12 protein-coding genes and 7 pseudogenes are annotated in these 19726 nt (G+C 63.3%); 9 read left to right on the top strand and 10 right to left on the bottom strand.

Going from position 1 to position 19726, the window contains the following annotated elements; all coding sequences use genetic code 11:
* Window positions 1–30 precede the first annotated feature (30 nt).
* From AC1RQC_RS33235 to AC1RQC_RS33255, 5 genes and pseudogenes are all read right to left on the bottom strand, one after another.
* Window positions 31–982 (bottom strand): annotated as a pseudogene (locus AC1RQC_RS33235) (Gfo/Idh/MocA family protein).
* Window positions 983–1300: 318 nt separating this feature from the next.
* Window positions 1301–2212 (bottom strand): sugar phosphate isomerase/epimerase family protein, encoded by a 912-nt coding sequence (locus AC1RQC_RS33240; RefSeq protein ID WP_492809539.1) that lies wholly within the window; start codon window positions 2210–2212, stop codon window positions 1301–1303.
* Between the two features lie 238 nt (window positions 2213–2450).
* Window positions 2451–3476 (bottom strand): ABC transporter permease, encoded by a 1026-nt coding sequence (locus AC1RQC_RS33245; protein ID WP_492809442.1) that lies wholly within the window; start codon window positions 3474–3476, stop codon window positions 2451–2453.
* Between the two features lie 27 nt (window positions 3477–3503).
* Window positions 3504–5048 carry a sugar ABC transporter ATP-binding protein gene (locus tag AC1RQC_RS33250; RefSeq protein ID WP_492809537.1) on the bottom strand — a complete coding sequence of 515 codons (1545 nt, stop codon included), beginning with the start codon at window positions 5046–5048 and terminating at the stop codon, window positions 3504–3506.
* Window positions 5049–5134: 86 nt separating this feature from the next.
* Window positions 5135–6064 carry a sugar ABC transporter substrate-binding protein gene (locus AC1RQC_RS33255; RefSeq protein WP_492809441.1) on the bottom strand — a complete coding sequence of 310 codons (930 nt, stop codon included), beginning with the start codon at window positions 6062–6064 and terminating at the stop codon, window positions 5135–5137.
* A 307-nt stretch (window positions 6065–6371) separates the two neighbouring features.
* On the opposite strand from AC1RQC_RS33255, the pseudogene AC1RQC_RS33260 reads away from it, so the two are divergent.
* Window positions 6372–6750, top strand: a pseudogene (locus tag AC1RQC_RS33260) (thiamine pyrophosphate-binding protein); the annotation flags it as partial.
* Window positions 6751–7017 (top strand): annotated as a pseudogene (locus AC1RQC_RS33265) (aldehyde dehydrogenase family protein); the annotation flags it as partial. It abuts the pseudogene before it with no gap.
* A 304-nt stretch (window positions 7018–7321) separates the two neighbouring features.
* On the opposite strand, the gene AC1RQC_RS33270 reads toward AC1RQC_RS33265, so the two are convergent.
* The 5 genes and pseudogenes from AC1RQC_RS33270 to AC1RQC_RS33290 form a co-directional block, all read right to left on the bottom strand.
* Window positions 7322–8215 (bottom strand): MurR/RpiR family transcriptional regulator, encoded by an 894-nt coding sequence (locus AC1RQC_RS33270; RefSeq protein ID WP_492809440.1) that lies wholly within the window; start codon window positions 8213–8215, stop codon window positions 7322–7324.
* A gap of 509 nt (window positions 8216–8724) precedes the next feature.
* Window positions 8725–9738, bottom strand: coding sequence for a bifunctional inositol 2-dehydrogenase/D-chiro-inositol 1-dehydrogenase (gene iolG, locus AC1RQC_RS33275; protein ID WP_492809439.1), 1014 nt, complete (start codon window positions 9736–9738; stop codon window positions 8725–8727).
* A gap of 15 nt (window positions 9739–9753) precedes the next feature.
* Window positions 9754–10575 carry a TIM barrel protein gene (locus AC1RQC_RS33280; RefSeq protein ID WP_492809438.1) on the bottom strand — a complete coding sequence of 274 codons (822 nt, stop codon included), beginning with the start codon at window positions 10573–10575 and terminating at the stop codon, window positions 9754–9756.
* A gap of 152 nt (window positions 10576–10727) precedes the next feature.
* Window positions 10728–11100: pseudogene (locus AC1RQC_RS33285) on the bottom strand (TIM barrel protein); the annotation flags it as partial.
* A 105-nt stretch (window positions 11101–11205) separates the two neighbouring features.
* Window positions 11206–11591, bottom strand: a pseudogene (locus AC1RQC_RS33290) (substrate-binding domain-containing protein); the annotation flags it as partial.
* 368 nt (window positions 11592–11959) lie between these two features.
* On the opposite strand from AC1RQC_RS33290, the gene AC1RQC_RS33295 reads away from it, so the two are divergent.
* From AC1RQC_RS33295 to AC1RQC_RS33325, 7 genes and pseudogenes are all read left to right on the top strand, one after another.
* On the top strand, window positions 11960–13921 hold the full coding sequence (locus AC1RQC_RS33295) for a bifunctional 5-dehydro-2-deoxygluconokinase/5-dehydro-2-deoxyphosphogluconate aldolase (protein WP_492809437.1): 1962 nt from the start codon (window positions 11960–11962) through the stop codon (window positions 13919–13921).
* Between the two features lie 5 nt (window positions 13922–13926).
* Complete coding sequence (gene iolD / locus AC1RQC_RS33300) at window positions 13927–15810, top strand: 3D-(3,5/4)-trihydroxycyclohexane-1,2-dione acylhydrolase (decyclizing) (RefSeq protein WP_492809436.1); 1884 nt, start codon at window positions 13927–13929, stop codon at window positions 15808–15810.
* Window positions 15811–15877: 67 nt separating this feature from the next.
* Window positions 15878–16807 carry a myo-inosose-2 dehydratase gene (gene iolE / locus AC1RQC_RS33305; protein ID WP_492809435.1) on the top strand — a complete coding sequence of 310 codons (930 nt, stop codon included), beginning with the start codon at window positions 15878–15880 and terminating at the stop codon, window positions 16805–16807.
* A gap of 33 nt (window positions 16808–16840) precedes the next feature.
* Window positions 16841–17656 (top strand): 5-deoxy-glucuronate isomerase, encoded by an 816-nt coding sequence (gene iolB / locus AC1RQC_RS33310; RefSeq protein WP_492809434.1) that lies wholly within the window; start codon window positions 16841–16843, stop codon window positions 17654–17656.
* Between the two features lie 166 nt (window positions 17657–17822).
* On the top strand, window positions 17823–18875 hold the full coding sequence (locus AC1RQC_RS33315) for a porin (RefSeq protein ID WP_492809536.1): 1053 nt from the start codon (window positions 17823–17825) through the stop codon (window positions 18873–18875).
* Between the two features lie 272 nt (window positions 18876–19147).
* A pseudogene (locus tag AC1RQC_RS33320) lies at window positions 19148–19317 on the top strand (IS6 family transposase); the annotation flags it as partial.
* Window positions 19318–19374: 57 nt separating this feature from the next.
* A pseudogene (locus tag AC1RQC_RS33325) lies at window positions 19375–19699 on the top strand (glucose-6-phosphate dehydrogenase); the annotation flags it as partial.
* Between the last annotated feature and the right edge of the window lie 27 nt (window positions 19700–19726).

Genomic DNA, 19726 nt, shown 5'->3' on the forward strand with positions numbered 1-19726 from the left:
CGGCTGCGCCGCCAGGTCGATCTGCTCGACCTAGCCGCTCTTTTGCGCGAGCACGCACGCATCCGCGACAACTGCGGCCGCGTACCCGTCCTACGCAGACGGCCCGGTCAGCGTGCTGCCGCGCACGCAGTCGATGAAGGCCCGCAGTTCGATGTCGTAGGACCCGATAAGCCGCTCCTTCCAGTCGGTAGATCACCATCGCATGCTTCATCGATACCGCCAGCGGATCCGGCAGTTTCGCAATGCCGTTCTCGCCCACCACCTCACACTGGATATCGTAGACATACTGGCAGTTGACGAAGAGCTCTACGTCATCGCGCACGCCGCCCACCGTCTCGAGCACGACGATCTGCGGATCGGCGAGGTGCGACGAGGCGTAGCGCGTCTTCTTCGGATAGACAACCTGGGCGCTCACGTAGTCTTCTCCGAGCAGCCAGCGCAGCACGTCGAGCTTATGGATCAGCGTATCTGTGATCGCCATGTCGGTCATATAGCGCTCGCCGACGGATTCGTTGCGGTGCGCGCAGTGCAGCATCAGAGGTGCGCCTATCCGCCCACTGCCGATCACCTGCTTAAGTGCAGGATATCCTTCGTCATACAGACGCATGAAACCGACCTGCACGAGACGGCGGCCGTGCGCATGTTCGGCCTCGACAATCCGCATGCAGCCGTCAGCAATCATTGCGAGCGACTTCTCGCAGAAAACCGGCTTCTCGCGTGTGATCGACTTCAGCACGAATGCCACATGCGTCGGCACCCACGACGCAACCGGCACCGCTTGCACGTCGTACGCCTCGATCAGCTCGTGGCCGTTCGCGAATACCTCAGCACTCAGGCCAGACATCGACACTGCGTTGCGTGCCAGTTGCGGATCGATGTCGGTCACCCCCACCACGCAGGCACTGGACAGCGTGCGGGTCAGCCGGCGAATGTGATCCCGCCCGATCGCGCCGCAGCCGCTCACACCAATTTGCAGAGCCATACCAATTGCCTCGTTGTCCGGGATGTCAGAACACTGCACTGCGGAAATAAGCGACTCTCTTCGCGATCAAGGTTTCGCCATTGATCTCGGCCATGATTTCGGCCGCGAACGGTTCGAGCTACACGGAGCCCGAGTAGCCGCGATCCGGCATCGTGCGCATCTGGCCGATACTGCCAAGCCAGGTCATTGTGTATCTCGACCGCCGAGACGCCGAGACGCCGGTACATCGCGAAATAATCGGCGACCAGCCGGCGCGGTACGCTGATCCGGTTGACTGCGAATTGAATTGATCGGCTCATGTTCGGAGTACGGTCGGGTTCAGCGGGCAGTGCGGTGGAAGTAGCGATCGACGTAGCGCTGCATTTCACTGCGCATGAAACGGGACGAATCTTCCGCGCGGTCCTCCCACGCGAACACGCACGACGACATCACTCCGTCGAAGCCGACCTCGCCCAGCGTGCCGAAGAACACGTCCCAGTCGATCTCGCCCTGGCCAATGTCGAGGTGCTGGTGTACGCGAATGTTGTTCGACCCGGGAGGATTGACGATGTAGCGCAACTGGCTGCTCTTCTTGGGGTCGAACGTGTCGGCAACGCGCACGTGCGCGAGAACCGGCGCAGCCTCACGAATCATCGCAGCCATGTCGTCGCCGTAATAGAACGTATGCGGCGCGATGTAGGACAGCTTCAGCGCTTTCGACCCGATGTTGTTCACGATGTCGATGGCAGGCTGAAGCTGCTCGATCCAGTCCTCGGGATGCGGCTCAACCGACAGAGTGATGCCTTCGCGCTCGAAAATCGGCAGCAGTTCGTCCATCGAGCGGAACCACGCAGCTTCACACATCTCCTTCGGGTTCGCACCCGGCCGCTCGCCGACGGACCGTTCCGGGGACGCGCCACGGCCGAATTCCGACACCATCAGCTTGCATTCCATTTCGACAGCGACTTCGATGGCCTTCTTCCAGCAGCGCACTGCCCATTGCCGCTCGTCCTCGAACGGGCTAGCCCAGCGATACATCGGCTGCAGCGAGACCAGCCCAACGCCGTTCACCCTCATCGCCTGCTTGAACGCCGCCATGCGTCCCCGGGTCGCGCGCGGCATGACCCACCAGTCGAGGAAATCGCTGCGCGGCGAAAGCTCAATCTGGTCGTAGCCGAGTGCCGCCACGACCTGCGGCAAGGTGTCGAGTGACAGGTGACGGATCATATAAGGATCTAGAGCAATCTTCATGACAATCCCTTTGGTGATTTGAAAGATCGACGGCGAGGCGCGATTGGCCCATTCCGTCCGTGCTGTTACGTGTTCGATGATTCGGCAATGCGCGTTCGGTAGTAGATACAGTCCGTCTCCTGGCCCGCGCGCATGCACGCGCGCGGTGGAGAACCAATCTATGCTCAGAAACTTGCCCACGTTTGCTGCGGCGAATTCTTAAAGGGAAGTCTCCGCAACTGCAATCCACCGTGGGCGATCAACGGCGCTTTTTCTTGTTTCGATACTGGTCCACAACGACAGCCGCGACAATGATCGCTCCCTTAACCATCTCTTGGTAGTATGTGTCAATGCGGATAAACGTGAAACCCGACGTCATCACGCCGAGGATCAGCACGCCTATCACCGTGCCGGTGATGCGCCCCAACCCGCCCGACAGCGACGTGCCGCCGATAACAACCGCTGCAATCGCGTCGAGTTCGTACATCATTCCCATACCGGACTGGCCGGAAATCGCGCGCGCCGCCGTGACGCTTCCTGCTATACCACTCAATGCTCCGGCGATCGCATAGACAAGTAACAGATGACCCGTCACGTTGATACCCGAAACAATCGCGGCCTGACGGTTCGCACCGATTGCATACGTAAACTTGCCAAAGCGCGTATAGCGCAATACCACGTGAAAGATCGCGGCGATTGCCAGAAAAATGATCACAGGGTTCGCACCCGCGCCGATCGCTGCGAACTGGTCGGTCAGCATCGAGACCGGCATGCCATCCGTAAACCATTTCGCGAAACCGCGTGCTGCGACCATTGTGCCGAGTGTCGCAATGAACGGAGGGATGCCCGTAAATGCGATTAGCGAGCCGTTTATCAGCCCTACCATCAAACCAACAATAATGCCAGCTAGCACGGGCCATATCACCGGCAAGTCCGTCAGGTGCGGAAACACAGCACGTGGGAAGTCGGAAACTTGAGCGAGACTTGCTGACACGACCGCAGCTGCAGCGACTACCGACCCTGGAGACAAGTCGATACCACTCGTGATAATGACGAGGTTCGCGCCCACTGCGATGATGCCAATCACCGCCATCTGCAGAATAATAATTTCGAGCCGTTCCGCGTTGAAGATGAAACTCTGGCCGACGACGCTCCAGCCCACCGCCTCGAAGAACAGGCTGATCCCGATCAGTACCAGAAAGATGCTCAGCTCTGGCGGCCACTTGAGGCGCCGCGACCTGGCTGCGACGGACTGCGGGCCCGCGACCGAATTGAAGTTGCTCATTGCTTTGTCTCCGTACAGTGTTCTTGCTTAGCGGGATGCCAGGTCCATAATTCGTACCTGATCCGCGTCTTTGCGGTCCACGATGCCGGTCATCCGCCCGTCGTGCATGACCATCACGCGGTCGCTCATGCCCAACACCTCTGGCATCTCCGACGAAATCATCAGCACCGCCACGCCCTTGCCAGCCAGCCTTGAGACGAGGCGGTGAATCTCGGCCTTCGCACCGACGTCGATGCCGCGTGTCGGCTCGTCGAGGATCAGAATCCGCGGCCGGGTTAGCAGCCAACGGCCAATCAGTACCTTTTGTTGGTTGCCGCCAGACAAGTTCTGAATTTCCTCATGCAGCCCGGGCGTCTTCACGCGCAGCGTGAGGCTCATCTCTTCGCAATCGCGCTTGAGCTGAGCCCGTTGCACGAAATTGAACTTCACGTAGCGGCTCTTGAGCACTGCCGCTTCCATGTTCGCAAGCAGGTCGAGACTCAGGAAGCAGCCCGTGTCTTTTCGATCCTCGGTCAGAAAGGCCATCCCATGCTTCATCGCCTTCGCGGGCGAGTCGATCCTCACCCGCTGATCATCGATGCAGATTTCGCCGGACGTCGCCGGCACCACGCCGAACAGCGCCTCAGCGACATTCGATCGCCCGGATCCAACAAGCCCCGCCACACCGAGTATCTCTCCCGCGCGCAGATCGAAGCTCACGTCGCGAAACACACCGTCCACGGTCAGGTTCTTCACGGACAGCACGACGTCTCCAATCGGCGCCTCCTCCTTCGGAAACATCTGCGTGATCTCGCGCCCGACCATCATGCGAATGATGTCGTCGCGTGTGACATCGGTCGACGCGTGCGTACCGATGTACTTGCCGTCGCGAAACACCGAGAATTCGTCGGCGATTTCGAACAGCTCGTTCATCTTGTGCGTGATGTAGACGATGCCTTTGCCTTGCTCTCGCAGCTGGCGAATGATGCGAAACAGGTGACCGACTTCCTTGTCGGTCAACGCTGACGTCGGCTCGTCCATGATCAGAATGTCGGAGTCGAACGATACGGCCTTCGCGATTTCGACCATCTGGCGGCTCGCGACCGTCAACGTCCGCACTTCGACCTCCGGATCAATGTCGATCGAAAGACGCTCGAAGAGGGCCAGCGTGCGCCGACGTAATTCCGCGTGATCGATTAGCCCAAAGCGATTTTTCGGCTCGCGGCGGATCCAGATGTTCTCCGCCACTGTCATGTAGGCCATCAGATTTAGTTCCTGATGGATCATCGCGATGCCGCGATTGAGGGCATCGAGCGGGCCGTTCAGCGTGACCGGCTCGCCTTTCAGGTGAATCTCGCCCTTGTCCGGCGTATATACGCCGGCAATAATCTTCATCAGCGTCGACTTACCCGCACCGTTCTCGCCCATCAGCGCATGCACGCTGCCTCGGCGCACGCGGAACTCCACGCCGTCGAGCGCGACGACACCTGGGAAAGACTTGCCCACACCACGGACATCCAGCAAAACGTCCTGATCGGGCAGGGCGATCGAATCAGGCGACAGTGCGTCCAGATTGGTCACGGTCGACGCCATCTTGGCGGTGAACATGTTCGCTCCTCAGAATAAGCCCGTGGCCGGCGACACAGCAGCCGGCCCGCTGGCCTTCAACACTCGGCCGATTAGGGCTTTCCCGCGTACTTGCTCATGTTGTCGAGCGTCACGAGTTCGAACGGTACATTCACGAAGCGATCCACCTTCTGCTTCTTCGCGAGCTTGAGCGCCGTCTCGACCGCCTGCGAACCTTGCCCCGCCGCGTTCTGATACACAGTCACCTTCAGATCGCCGCTCTTCATCGCGGCGAGCGCGTCAGGCGTCGCGTCAATCCCAGCGACGACGGTCTTCGGCGTCAGCTTGCGCGCCGCCTTCAGCGCGTTGATCGCGCCGATCGCCATTTCGTCGTTGTTCGCGATAATCGCGTCGAACTTCACGCCGGAGCTCAACCAGTTCATTGTGATGTCCTGCGCTTGCGTGCGACTCCACTTCCCTTCGCGCTTGTCGACGATCTTCATGCCGGAACAGTCATTCGTCCCAAGCACCTCTTCGATGTCCTTGGTCCGCGTGCGGGCTGCCTCGTTGGACATCTCGCCCATCAGCACCAGCACGTTGCCCTTGCCGTCGAGCAGCTTGCACACTTCACGCGTCTGGAGCGTGCCCGACAGCTTCTCATCGGACGCGACGACCGCAACGCCGGCCGGCAGCTTGTCGAAGTCCACCGGCTTGCGGTTCACGTACACGAGCGGAATGTTCGCCGCCGCCGCCATCTTCGTGATCTTCGGCGTCGCATCAGTATCGACAGCGTTCACGATGATCGCATCAACCTTTTGCGCAATCATGTTCTGGACTTGGCTGAGCTGCTTGCTGACGTCGTTGCCGGCGTCCTCGATCTGAACGGTTGCGCCGTCCTTCTTGGCCGTGTTTGCGATGCTGTTGCGCAGGATGGTCAGGAACGTGTCGTCAAAGAAGGCCATCGTCACACCGATCTTCTCTGCGTGGGCCAGCGGCGTCGCCAAAACGGCGGCAGCGGCAACGGCCATCAACTTGATCTTCATGCTCACTCTGTCTCCTATATATAGAGGGCGAAGGGCGGTGTGCGGTGCACGGCCCTGCCGGGGCTCGAATTGCGTTGCATCTTCAGGACGAAACTGTAGTTCATGCCGGACTCGATTTGGAATTTAATTTCTAAGTAATTTTACCTAGAGAAACACATTTCCAAAATGACTAAACTTCATCCGCACACTGGATTTCCCGGGAAACGGGCATCCGCTGCCCTCGACACCCGACGTGACCGCCGATCCGCCGAACCTGTCCTCAATTCACCGGCGCCGCCAGACGTCGGCCGCGAGCGTGACCATGGATATGAGCCTGTTGAACTTTCCGAGTAACCGCCCCATTGACCTAGCCTGCTTGGGCCAGGAAGCCACGGATGTCTATTCGCAGCAGTTTGGTAACCGCATCGAGGACGCGCGCAGCCTCGAGATGTGTCTGGGTGGCTCGTCCGGGAATCTGGCGTTCGGCGTCGCCGGACTCGGCGAGGCATTGCAGGCTGAAAAGGACCGACTGCAAACGCTGAACGCCCATCACTAGCGAGGCATGGCCAACGCGGCGGTAGCGTTTGCGAAAGCCAATTTCCGCCAGTGCGTGATGGCTGTGTCTTCCAGAATTGGTCCGTGGCGCGACAAACATGCTGACGTCGGCCGTACTCGCGCAAGTGGCGCGGCTGCCACTGTTACTGCTGCTCCTGAAGGGCGACTTCACTGATCAGCTCAACACCGGCCTCGACAACTGGACGCTCCGCCAGCCGCTCGACTTCGTCGCCGGCATCACGCCGTTCAACTTCCCTTGCATGGTGCGGTGCTGGATGCTCCCGGTCGCGATCGCCGCGGGCAACACCTTCGTGTTGAAGCCGAGCGAACGCGATCCGTCGGCCTCTCTGTTCCTCGCCGACCTGCTGACGCAGGCCGGGATGCCGGCTGGCGTCTTCAACGTCGTGCAGGGCGACAAGCGCGTCCAGGTCGGCATCAACGTGCCAATCCTTGTGATGGCCAGGCATAGCTTTGGCGGCTGGAAGAAGAGCCTGACGACATGCATGCGTAGGCGAGAAAGGTGTGCGGTTCTACACGCAGTAGAAGTCAGTGATGCAGCGCTGGGCGTCGAGCCTCGACAAGGGCGCCGAGTTCTCGATGCAGACGGCGAAGTAAAGCATGGGAGGTTTGCTCCCCGCTCCCACTTGCGCGAGAGGGGGGTACCAAAGTCAGCCATTCCAACTCTGTCAGTGCACGCAAGCGTGGGCCCGGAAGATGCCGCCTTCAGGTCGCCTCTTCGGCGCCCTCCAGGCCGTCTGGCGCGCCAGTGGGCCGGTATGAAAGCTCGAGCCGGTAGGCCAGCGCAACGAAGAGACTCTGCACCAGCCCCATCGTCGCCGTCAGCGAACGAAACCCGAAGGTGGTGCTGTCTTGGACAATCAGCGCGGCCTCGGCCTCACGCGCGATCGGGCTCATGCGGCTGTCGGTGATGGCGATCAGGCGCGCTCCGCGCTTCCTGCTCTGCTGCGCCACCTGCACGGTCTCCTCGGCGTAAGGCATGAACGAGATCGCAATCAGCACGTCGCCGGCGCGCACCGAGCGGATCTGCCCCTGCTGCATGCTGCCCAGTGCGGTGAACAGACCTATGCGCTTTTCGGTATGCTGCAGCGCATAGTCCAAGTAAGCCGCTACCGGGAACGACCGGCGCGAGCCGGCGATCCAGATCGCCTGCGTGTCCGCCAACAATGCTACCGCATGGGCGAATGCCTGCTGGTCCAGCGCCAGGCGAAGCTGCTGCATCCCGGCGATGCTGCCCTTGATGAACTCGTCGGCAATCCGCTCTGGCTGCAGGCTCGACGAGCCCGCATCGATCACGTCGCGCAGGCGCAGGTTGTAGGCGCGCCCCGGCGCGATCTGCTCGGCCAGCCCCTCGCGGAACAGCCGCTGCATTTCGGAGAAGCCGGAGAAGCCAAAGTGCTTGGCAAAGCGCACCACTCCCGACGGTTGGACGCCGCATTGGTCGGCCACCGACTGGATGCCTTCCAGCCCGAGGTGGTCGCGGTGTGCCTCGACATGGCGGGCAATGACCTTGAGCTGCTTGCTCAGGCCGTCGTATTCCTGCGTGATCCGCTGCAGGAGCCGCTCGACGGATGCGGGTGGCGTCTGAAGTAGGCTCATCGCAAAACGAAAGATATCAAAATGGCGGACCATGTGTTTTTATCGGGTGGCACATGATGCCACGAAGCCCAGCACGGCTGCCAGAGGGGTTTCTCCTGCCCCCGGGAGCCGTCGGCCTGGGTGATCCGGCGGATCTAGGAGATCGTAGCGGCCTGCGCTCGTCGGAGAGCCGCCAGGCGCGGTCCGGATGGCCGGCCTCGTAGTCACACTCGGGGAGGCCCAGTCGATCGCCATCAGATAGGGCACCGAGTAGCGTTGCCCTGCCTCGCCAGGAAATCGGGGCAGCTGCCTGGCCAGCGGCGATAACGAGCCGCCGTTGATCAAGCATGCGCGCACGAGGTCCACGTCGAGCGGGTGGTAGGCCGACGCCCACCAGCCTCGGCGGCCTCAGCCAGCACGCGCTGCCAGGGCGGCAAGTGCTGGTTCGTCACGTCGTCCACGCCCCAGAAGCAGGGCGCGTAAGAACCCGGGCCGCGGCCCGGTCGGGGAACGTCGCCTGCTTCCGACGCTCAGTTGCGGTAGAACCTCGGTCGCGCCGGCATCTCGATACGCTCTATCGCGCCGGACTTCTGTGCCAGCACGCAGGCATCGGCAGCCACGGCGGCGGCATAGCCGTCCCACGCCGAAGGCCCCGTCAACTGCTCCTCGCGTACCCCGTCGATGAACGCTTGCAGTTCGACATCATAGGCGGCAATGAAGCGCTGTTTCCAGTCGGTCAGGATCGACACGGAGTTTTTCGCCGCGCTTCGCATCGGCACCGCCGAAGGTTCCGGCAGCCGGGCGATTCCCGTCTCACCCACTACTTCGCACTGGATGTCGTAGCCGTACTGACAATTGACGAACACCTCGACGTCGATGCGGATTCCGCCCAGGGTTTCCAACAGAATGATCTGCGGATCAGCCAGATGCGACGATGCATGGCGCGTCTTTTTCGGGTACACCACTTGAGCACTCGCGTAGTCGTCGTTGAGCAACCAGCGCAACACATCGAGTTCGTGGATCACGGTATCGGTGATCGCCATGTCGGTCATGTAGCTTTCGCCTACCGACAGGTTCCGGTGCGCGCAATGCACCACGAGAGGCGTGCCGATTTCCCCGTTGGTGAGCACCTGCTTGAGTGCGCGATAGCCCTGGTCGTACGGACGCATGAAGCCAACCTGGACGAGCCGGCGGCCATGCGCCAACTCTGACTCGACGATGCGCATGCAGCCAGCGGCAGTCACTGCCAGCGGCTTCTCGCAGAATACCGGCTTCCCGTGGGCGATGGCCGTCAGCACGAATTCCTCGTGCGTAGGGCCCCATGAAGTAACCAAAAGTGCGTGCACTTCTGGAGCAGCGATCAACGCATCGCCACTGCCGAATACCTCGGCATTCAGGCCACACCTGGCCACCGCGTCGCGCGCCTGTTGCGGATCGATATCCGTCACCGCCACCACCCTGGCACCCGACAGCGTCTGTGAAATTCTGCGGATATGGTCCTGTCCGATCGCACCGCAACCAATAACCCCGATCTGCAATGTCATGTTGTCTTCTCCTCTTTAGGATAGTGAATTGCGAATGAAGTCCATGCTCTGTCTGAGCAAGGCCTCGCTGTTGCTCGCGTCCATGATCTCGGCCGCAAACGGCTCAAACGACACCACGCCGTCATAGCCGCGATCCAAAAGCACGCGCAATTGACGGATATTGCCGAGTCGATCGCCCTCCCCTACCAACACGCGATGGCCGTCTCGCATCTGGTGACTCTCTACCTTGAACGACTCGACACCGGAGATATGCACCAACCCGGTCAGGTCAGGAAAGAAGATGTCCTCGTCGGACAGGTGGTGATGGAAGGTATCGTGCACCAGCTTGAAGTGGCCCTCGCCGGCTGCGTCGTAGATCGCTTCCACGGCGTCGGACTTGCGGCGCAGCGAACACTCGGCGAAGCCAAGTGGCTCGACCAGGCCCTGGATGCCGTGATCATCCAGGATGGCGCGCAACTGCTTGAGCGCGTGCACAAGGTCTTGCCTGCGCTCGCTATCCGTGCGCCTGTCCTCGAGGCTGTTCAGCGGGCACATGACCAGGGCCTGCGCGCCGCAGTCGCACGCATAGGCTGCTAGCTCACGCGCTTTGCGTTCCAGCGCGGCGTCGAAAACGTCGAACGGATAGAGCGCATTGATGGAACGAATGGCGATGCCGGCCTGTTCTGCCGCAGCCTTCAGCACGGCCGGAGCCGTGCCGTCACTGATTTCGGCGCCGTTCAGGTCATTGCGGATCTCGATGCTGGATACGCCCAGGCGCTGGCACATTGCCAGATAATCGGAGAACGACAAGCACGGGGCGCTGATGCGGTTGATGGCGAACTGAATACGATTGTCCATGGCTAAAGGTTCTGTTTGGGGTTAATGCGACGCTTGATGGAAGTACTCGTCAACGTAACGCTGCATCTCCTGGCGCATGAAGCGGCTCGATGCCTCGGCACGCTCCTGCCAGGCGAACACGCATGACGACATCACGCCGTCGAAGCCGCCCACACCCAGCCGCTCCCCGATCGAGCGCTCCGTGGACGCGCCACGGCCGACTCCGACACCATCAGCCGGCAATCCATCTCGACGGCAACCTTGATGGCCCGCTTCCAGCAGCACATAGCCCATTGCCGCTTGTCCTCGAATGGGCTGGCCCAGCGGTATATCGGCTGCAGCGCGGCGAGGCCGACGCCATGGGGCCGCATGGCCTGCTTGAACGCAGCCATGCGCTCGCGGGGGGCGCGGGGCATCACCCACCAGTCGAGGAGGTCGCTGCGCGGCTACAGCTCGATCTGAGCCGTAGCCGAGTTCGGCCACCGCGCTTGGTAGTTCTGTCAGCGGAAAGTGGCAGATCATGTACGGATCCAGTGCAATCTTCATTGGGATCTCCTTGATGATGGAAAAGGTGATGACGCCTCGGTTCTTCTTCAGATACTTGTCCATGTTGGCTGGCGTCACCAGCTCGAACGGCACCCACACCCGCTAAGGCACTGGCTGCCCCTTGATCAGCTTCAAGGCCGCGTCCACGACGCCCCGCCCTGCCCCATGCCATCCTGGAAAACAGTCACCTTCAGGTCGCCGGCCTTCATGGCGGCCAACAAGCCGTCCTGCGTGGCGTCGATGCCCGCCACCACGACCTTGTCGAGCTTGCGTGAGGCCTTTAGCGACTGGGGGGCTCCGATCGCCATCTCCTCGTTGTTGGCGATGATGGCGTCGAACTTCACACCCCTGCTCAGCCTGTTGGTCGTGATGTCCTGCGCCCGCGCACGATCCCAATTGCCCTCGCGCTTGTCGACAATTTTGATGCCCGCGCCCCCCTTCGTCGCCAGCACCTCTTCAATATCCGTGGTCCGCGTGCGCGCCGATTCATTGAGGTGTCGAAGTTGGCTATCGTCACGCCGATCCTCAGGGCGTGGGCAAGCCGCGACGTCAACGCGGCAGCGGTGGCGACGGCCATCAGCATCCTTTTCATTCTGGTTGTCTCCGCGGGGTAGGTGCCTTGGCTGGGCCACGATTGACAGGCGCCTCAGCTGGATGCCAGTGTAGTTCCGTCTCACCTATTTTTAGAAATTTACTTCTAATGGATTTCCACTAGGGAATTTTATTTCCATCGTTGCTAGACTCCATCCGCAGCCCTGACTCTCCGGCGTGGGGTGGCCGTCGCTCCGGCACGGCCGTCCGCCGGACCCGATCCCCCCAGTGCCTGGCGCGTGCGCCGGCCGCGAGCCTGACAAGTGACATGAGCGTCTTGAACTTTCCGAATGGTCGCCCCATCGACCTGACCTGCCTGGGCCGTGTGGCCGTGGATCTCTATGCGCAGCAGTACGGCAGCCGCCTCGAGGACGCGCGCAGCTTCCAGATGTATCTCGGCGGGTCGTCCGGAAACCTGGCCTTCGGCGTGGCCCGGCTGGGCCTGAAGACCGCGATGATCTCGCGCGTCGGCGACGAGCAGATGGGCCGTTTCCTGCGCGAGACCCTGGAGCGCGAAGGCTGCGACACCAGCCAGCTCCAGACTGACCCGGAGCGCCTGACCGCGCTGGTTCTGCTCGGCCTGAAGGACCGCGACACCTTCCCGCTGCTGTTCGTGCGCGAAAACTGCGCCGACATGGCCGTGCGCGCGGACGAGATCCGGGAGGACTTCATAGCCGGCTGTCGCGCGCTCGCCATCACCGGTACCCATCTCTCCACGCCGGTCACCCGTGAAGCGTCTCTGGCTGCACTTAGCTACGCCCGCCGCCACGGCGTCGTGCGCGTGCTGGACATCGACTACCGCCCCGTGCTGTGGGGCCTGACGTCACGCGGTGCTGGCGAGAACCGCTACGTGCCCGACGAGCGCGTCACGCAGCAATTGCAGCAGGTGCTCGGCGAGTTCGAACTGCTGGTGGGCACCGAGGAAGAGTTCCTGATCGCTGGCGGCGTGCCGGGCGACCTGATGGCCTCGTTGCGGGCCGTGCGTGGGATCACCCCGGCTGTGCTAGTCGTCAAGCGCGGCGCGCTGGGCTGCTGCGTGATCGAACACGACCTGCCCGAGCGCATCGAGAACGCCCCCACCTACCACGGCGAGCGCGTCGAGGTGCTTAACGTGCTCGGCGCGGGCGACGCCTTCCTCTCCGGGCTGATGTTCGGTCTGCTGCAAGGCAAGGACTGGGCCGAATCCACCCGCATCGCCAATGCGTGCGGCGCGATCGTGGTGTCGCGCCACGCCTGCTCGGCGGCCATGCCGACGCCTGCCGAACTGGCACACTGGTTCGGTGCTCACCGCAATCCGAAGGTGGATGCCGACCAGCAGCTCGCCCACCTGCATCGCGTCACGGCGGCACGCCGGCAGTGGGACGACCTGTGCGTGATCGCCTTTGACCATCGCAGCCAGTTCTACGACCTGGCCCGCCAGGCCGGTGCCGACGAGGGCCGCATCCCGGTGCTTAAGCAACTGCTGGTGCGCGTGGCCGAGCAGGTGGAGCGCAGCCGCGGCCTGCTCGGCCACACCGGCGTGCTGATCGACGGCGGCCCATACGGCAGCGACGCGCTGGCGCGGGCCACGGGGCGCGGCTGGTGGGTCGGTCGACCGATGGAGCTGCCGGGCTCACGCCCGCTGCGATTCGACGGCACGCGCTCCGTGGGCTCGGCGCTCGTCCACTGGCCCACAGAGCAGGTGGTCAAGTGCCTGGTGCACTACCACCCAGACGATCCGGTGGCACTGCGGCACGAGCAGGAAGAGAAGGTGCTCGAGCTGTGGGAGGCCACGCGCGAGAGCGGCAACGAACTGCTGCTGGAAGTGATCCCGCCGCGCGCGCAGACGCCCGCAGGCAGCGAGGACGACGTGGTGCTGCGCGCCGTCAAGCGTTTCTACAATCTGGGCGTTAAACCCGAGTGGTGGAAGCTCTCCCCGATGCAGCCCGAGGGCTGGACCCGACTGGAGGCGCTGATCGCCGAGCGCGACGATCACTGCCGCGGGGCGGTGATCCTCGGCCTGAACCAGCCGCTGCAGTACCTGGCCGACAGCTTCCGCGGGGCGACCAACCCGGTCGTCAAGGGCTTTATGGTCGGGCGCACGCTGTGGGCAGACGCCTCCCTCAATTGGCTGCGCGGCCAGCTCGATGACCAGGGCTTTGTCGACGAGGTAGCCGGCAACTTCGCACAACTCGTGGACGCCTGGCGGGGACGCCTGGCCGGCGCTGCCGCCACAAAAACCGGGGAATAACAACGATGGAACGAACCGTAAGACTGACCGTGAGCCAGGCGCTGGTGCGCTACCTGGCCGCATTGCAAGCCGAGGTGACCCAACCCGACGGCCGCACCGAGATCCTGCCTTACTGCGCCGGCGTGTTCGCAATTTTCGGCCACGGCAATGTGGCGGGGCTCGGGGAAGCGCTGCAGGCCGAACAGAGCCGGCTGCCGACCTTTCGCGCCCACAACGAGCAGGGCATGGCAAACGCGGCGGTAGCCTTCGCGAAGGCCAACTTCCGCCAGCGCATCATGGCAGTGACCTCCAGCATCGGTCCGGGTGCCACTAACATGCTGACCTCGGCAGCGCTCGCGCATGTGGCGCGGCTGCCGGTGTTGCTGCTGCCGGGCGACATCTTCGTCTCCCGCCTGCCTGACCCTGTGCTGCAGCAGGTGGAGAGCTTCGAGCAGGGTGACGTCAGCGCCAACGACTGCTTCCGCCCGGTGACGCGCTTCTTCGACCGGATCACGTCGCCCGAGCAACTGCTGGTGGCACTGCCGCGCGCGATCCAGGTAATGACCGACCCTGCGCAGTGCGGTCCGGTGTGCCTAGCGCTGCCGCAGGACGTACAGACATTCGCCTACGACTGGCCAGAGGACTTCTTCCATCCACCGGTAATTCGCGTGCGCCGCCCGCCGGCAGAGGCGTTCGAGCTGGCCGAGGCCGCCGCGCTACTGAAGTCCGCGAAGACCCCGCTGATCGTAGCCGGAGGCGGCGTGCTCTACAGCCAGGCCTGGGACGCGCTGCGCGACTTCGCGCAAACGCACGGCATCCCGGTGGCCGAATCGCAGGCCGGCAAGGGCAGCCTCGCGTGGGACCATCCGCTCAACCTCGGCGCGATCGGCGTGACTGGCTCGCCCGCCGCGAACAGCGCTGCCGAACAGTGCGACGTGGTGTTCGCCGTCGGCACGCGGCTGCAGGACTTCACCACAGGCTCGCACGCGTTATACGGCCACGCCAGCCTGCTTAGCCTGAACGTGCAGCCATTCGACGCCGGCAAAAAGCGTGGCAGGCAGCTCATCGCCGACGCCCGCGCCGGGCTGGGGCAGCTCTCGGCTGAACTGGCCGGCTGGCGGACCGACCCGGACTGGACCGTCAGTTGCCTCGATCGGGCCGCGGCGTGGGTGGCGCGCGTGACAGCGCTGACCACGCGCGCCCCGAAGGACGAGTTGCCCTATGACGCCGAGGTGATCGGCGCGGTGCGTGAGTCCGCAGCAGACGCCGGGCTGGACAGCGCGCATGACGACATCGTGGTCTGCGCGGCCGGCACACTGCCCGCCGAGCTGCACAAGCTGTGGCGCAGCGGCCTGCCCGGCAATTACCACATGGACTACGCCTACTCGTGCATGGGGTACGAGGTAGCCGGTGGCCTGGGAGTGAAGCTGGCGCGGCCGGAGCGCGAGGTCATCGTGATCGTCGGCGACGGCTCGTATATGATGCTCAACGCCGAGCTGGCCACCTCTGTAATGCTCGGCCGCAAGATCATCGTCGTGATCCTCGACAACCGCGGCTATGGCTGCATCGAGCGCCTGCAGATCAAGAGCGGAGGCGCAAGCTTCAACAACATGCTCGACGACTGCGTGCCCGAGGGCGGCGAGCGTTCGGCGATCGACTTCGCGATGCACGGCCGCTCAATGGGCGCCGAAGCCGTCCACGCGCGCGACATCGACGAACTGCGCCGCGAGATGCGGCGCGCGCGGGCGGCCACGAAGAGCCAGGTGTTGGTGATCGACACCACCCACCATCGCACCACCGGCGATGGCGGCGCCTGGTGGGAGGTGGCGATCCCACAGATCTCTACCCGCCCCGAGGTAGAAACGGCGCACCGCAGCTACCTCGACATCAAACGCCGACAACGGCGCTGAGGCACACATGCCCGACGCGCATCGTTCCACACTGAATCCTGAACCCCCACCCCCACGCGAACTTCTCATGACCTGGAATGTCCGAATCGGCATCAATCCGCTGTCCTGGATGAACGACGACCTGCCTTCGCTAGGCGGCGAAACCCCGCTCGAAACGGCGTTAAAGGAAGGCGCGGAGATCGGCTACGCGGGCTTCGAGCTCGGCAACAAGTTTCCGAAGGAAGGCCCGGCGCTCAAGGCCAAGCTGGCCGAGTATGGCCTGGTCTGCGTCTCGGGCTGGTACTCGGGCTTTCTCGCCGAAGTGGCGCCCGGCCAGAGCGACGCCGATGCGGTGGCCGCCGAGATCGAACGCTGCCGCGCCCACATGACCAAGCTGCAGTACAACGACGTGAATGTCGTCGTCTACGGCGAGTGCGCGGGCACGATCCAGGGCCAGATCGACACGCCGGTCGGCAAGCGCCCGCGCTTTACCGATGACGAGGCGTGGCGGCGCTACGCCGAACGGCTCAACGCATTCGGCGCGCACCTGCTCAATACCTATGGCATCCGGCTCGCCTATCACCACCATATGGGCGCCTACGTCGAATCTCCGGCGGATGTGGACCGCCTGATGGCGCTGACCGACCCGGCGAGCGTGTTCCTGCTGTTCGACACAGGGCACGCCTACTTCGGCGGCGCGGCCGACCCGGTGACGCTCTTGAAGAAGCACGCCTCCCGCGTCGTGCACGTCCATTGCAAGGACGTGCGCGCCGCCGTCATCGCCCAGGCGCGCAACGACAGCTGGAGCTTCCTGAAGGGCGTGATCAACGGCACGTTCACCGTGCCCGGCGATGGCGAGATCGACTACGAGCCCGTGCTGCGCGCGCTGAAGGAAGCCGGCTACGAGGGCTGGATCGTGGTGGAGGCCGAACAGGACCCCGCGGTCGCGCCGAGCTACGCCTATGCGAAAAAGGGCTATGAGACACTTCGCACGCTGGTCAACCGGCTGAGCGCGTAAGCCGCCGGCAACCCGATACCAGGAGTCCCTCCCATGACGATATCCCCCCTGCTGGTCAAAGCCGCGCGCGAGCGCGAGATCTGCAACGTCACCCCCGCGTCCGCCGGCTGGAAGCATGTGGGCTTTCGCGCGCTGCGCATGCGGGCCGGCGATCACGAAACCATCGAGACCGGCGCGCGCGAGCTATGCGTGGTAGTGCTGACCGGCACCATCGAAGCGGAAACGGGCGGCCAGCGTTTCGAAGGACTGGGCAAGCGCGACAGCGTGTTTGACGACATCTCGCCCGATGCACTGTACGTGCCCGGCGGCGAGGCGGTGACGATCACGGCCTCGCGCGATGCCGAGGTTGCATTGTGCACGGCGCCCTATGCGAGCAGCGACAAGACAGTGCGCCGCCTCGATGGCGCCAGCATGCGCCGCTCGGTGCGTGGCGAGGGCAGCAACACGCGCTACGTCTGCGACATCCTGATGGGCGACAACCCGGCTGCCGACCGGCTGCTCGTGGTGGAGGTCGTCACGCCCGCCGGCCATTCGAGCAGCTATCCGCCACACAAGCACGACATCGACAACGCGCCCGAGGAAACCGCGCTCGAGGAGACCTACTACCACCGGCTCAACCCGCCGCAGGGCTTCGCATTCCAGCGCGTCTACACGGACGACCGTAGCCTCGACGAAGCGTGCGTGGTCGAGGACCACGACGTGGTCATGGTGCCGCGCGGCTATCACCCGGTGGTCGCACCGCACGGCTACAACCTGTACTACCTGAACGTGATGGCCGGCCCGAGCCGCGCCTGGGCCTTTAAGAACGACCCGGCGCACGAGTGGATGTTGAAGCTTCCCTCGCGCTAAGCGCCTGATTCCCCCCCTTCCAACGTCCCACGCGTGCCAGCGGCGCACGCGTGGAGGGCGCCCCTGCGCCGCATTTTTGTGCCGCCACTCAGAAAACAAAGAGGAGACAGTCAACATGAGCCTTGCAGCCCACGGAACCGCGCCACGCGGCACCGCGAAGATCGCCATGCGGTTCGCCATCGCTTCCGTCCTTGCCGGTGCAGCCGGTGGTGCGACGGCGGCGAGCGGCGTACAGCTGTACGGACGCATCGTCAATGGCGTCGACTACATGAACAAGATCGCGACGGGACCGGGCCAGTCCGCGAGCAACGCCCGGGTCGGCGGCCAATGGGGAGCCAGCTGGTGGGGCTTGCGCGGCATCGAAGATCTGGGCGGAGGATTGAGTGCTGTGATGAATCTCGAGAGCCAGTTCTCCTCGGCAGACGGCACCACAGGCGACAGCCTCTTCAGCCGCTATGCGGCAGTGGGGTTGTCGAGCCAGGCCTATGGCACGCTGCTGCTTGGCCGGGCAATGAGTCTCCCCGATGGAGAAGTCTGGGCGGTGGACCCCATGGGCCTCCAGTCAATCAGTGTCGGCACGCTGCAGGGCAACAGGACCTGGGGCTCGCGCCCGAAGACCATCACCTATAACTCGCCGAACTGGGGCGGCCTGTCGTTCCGCGCGCAGGCCGGGTTGAACGGCACGGCGGGCAGGTTCAGTTCGGGCCGGCAGCTTGCGGGAAGTGTGAGTTACCAGGGCGGCCCGCTGGTGCTCAAGGCCTTCTATGAGGAGATTCGCGACAGCAATGCCGAGTTCACCAATCTCTATACGGCATCCCGCCTTTACACCGCCGGCGGCGCCTATCAGATCGGCGACCTCAAGCTGTTCGCGGGCTACAGCCTGATCCGCTCGAATGGCAGCACCGTTGTCGACGCCGATAACCCGACGGGCGCCACGAAACAGCAGACCTACTGGGTCGGTGCCAACTACGAGCTCACGCCGGCCCTGACATTGATTGGCGGTGCCTATCGGGCCAACCGGAACAACGGTGCCGGCAACGGGACCTTGCTGAGCGTCGGCGCCAACTACCACCTCTCCAAGCGCACGATGCTGTATGGCACCGTCGGTACCGTCTTCAACGGCAGAAGTGCATCGTTCTCGGTGGAAGCCAATGGCGGCAAGCCGCTGCCGGGTTCCAACCAACAGGGTGTCTATACCGGCATCGTGCACTCGTTCTGACGCCCCCTTCGAAATGACATGCATGCGCCATGGCCCTCTTGGTACTTGAACGTAAAGAGCATGGCGCCCGTCGCCGAGCCCGTACCCCGGCTCTTACTTGCCGCGACGCTGTAGTAGCAGCCGGAGCCATATCGGTAGGTCGCGTGCACGTCGGAAGAAATGCTGCCGAGCGCATTGCGGGTCTGCAGCGGTACCAGGGCGAAGGCGCCTGGCCGTCGATCGGCGCCCCCAGGCGCTGTCAACTTGACGATGTGGTCGTGTAGAGTTGGACCATGACCCAGACTAAATCGCTGTACCATGGCCACCGTTGCCCGGCCGCGATCATCAGCTGCGCGGTGCCTTCCGATTTCAACTCAGCCTGCGCGAGATCGAGGAACTCCTGTTCGACCGAGGCATCGCGGTGAGCTACGAGACGATCGGGCGCTGGCGCGATAAGTGCGGCCACGGTTGCCCGGTGCGCCAAATGGACGCGTCCGCATTGTGGCTCGACCTGGCACTTCATTACACGGGCAAGAAGTCCGTACAGAACCCGATGACGATGCGCTTTGGCGGCGCGAGTGGGTGCGCGACGTGCAGATCACCATCGCCGATGAAATCCGCGTGGAAAAGCGCAGCGCGTTCCAGGACGGTATCGGCGCGCTGCGCGACACGATGCAGAACCACCTTCGACAGCTGCTGCGCATGGTGGAAATGGAGCCGCAGGCCAGCCTATCGAAGGACGCGATCCGCGACGAGAAGCTGGAGATCCTCAAGGCGCCTAAGCCCATCGAGCTGCACGGGTCGCCGAGAAAGTGGTGCGCGGACATTGCGGCCGCGGCCTCCTAGTCTCGCCCCTGCCTTGCCGTTACATA

The sequence above is a fragment of the Cupriavidus sp. GW822-FHT03E04 genome, from assembly GCF_058801495.1.

Bases quoted from the DNA above. Each gene is read 5' to 3' on its own strand.
- AC1RQC_RS33240 (WP_492809539.1), bottom strand. From the start codon at position 2,212: ATGAAGATTGCTCTAGATCCTTATATGATCCGTCACCTGTCACTCGAC.
- AC1RQC_RS33245 (WP_492809442.1), bottom strand. From the start codon at position 3,476: ATGAGCAACTTCAATTCGGTCGCGGGCCCGCAGTCCGTCGCAGCCAGG.
- AC1RQC_RS33250 (WP_492809537.1), bottom strand. From the start codon at position 5,048: ATGGCGTCGACCGTGACCAATCTGGACGCACTGTCGCCTGATTCGATC.
- AC1RQC_RS33255 (WP_492809441.1), bottom strand. From the start codon at position 6,064: ATGAAGATCAAGTTGATGGCCGTTGCCGCTGCCGCCGTTTTGGCGACG.
- AC1RQC_RS33270 (WP_492809440.1), bottom strand. From the start codon at position 8,215: ATGAGCCTACTTCAGACGCCACCCGCATCCGTCGAGCGGCTCCTGCAG.
- iolG (WP_492809439.1), bottom strand. From the start codon at position 9,738: ATGACATTGCAGATCGGGGTTATTGGTTGCGGTGCGATCGGACAGGAC.
- AC1RQC_RS33280 (WP_492809438.1), bottom strand. From the start codon at position 10,575: ATGGACAATCGTATTCAGTTCGCCATCAACCGCATCAGCGCCCCGTGC.
- AC1RQC_RS33295 (WP_492809437.1), top strand. From the start codon at position 11,960: ATGAGCGTCTTGAACTTTCCGAATGGTCGCCCCATCGACCTGACCTGC.
- iolD (WP_492809436.1), top strand. From the start codon at position 13,927: ATGGAACGAACCGTAAGACTGACCGTGAGCCAGGCGCTGGTGCGCTAC.
- iolE (WP_492809435.1), top strand. From the start codon at position 15,878: ATGACCTGGAATGTCCGAATCGGCATCAATCCGCTGTCCTGGATGAAC.
- iolB (WP_492809434.1), top strand. From the start codon at position 16,841: ATGACGATATCCCCCCTGCTGGTCAAAGCCGCGCGCGAGCGCGAGATC.
- AC1RQC_RS33315 (WP_492809536.1), top strand. From the start codon at position 17,823: ATGCGGTTCGCCATCGCTTCCGTCCTTGCCGGTGCAGCCGGTGGTGCG.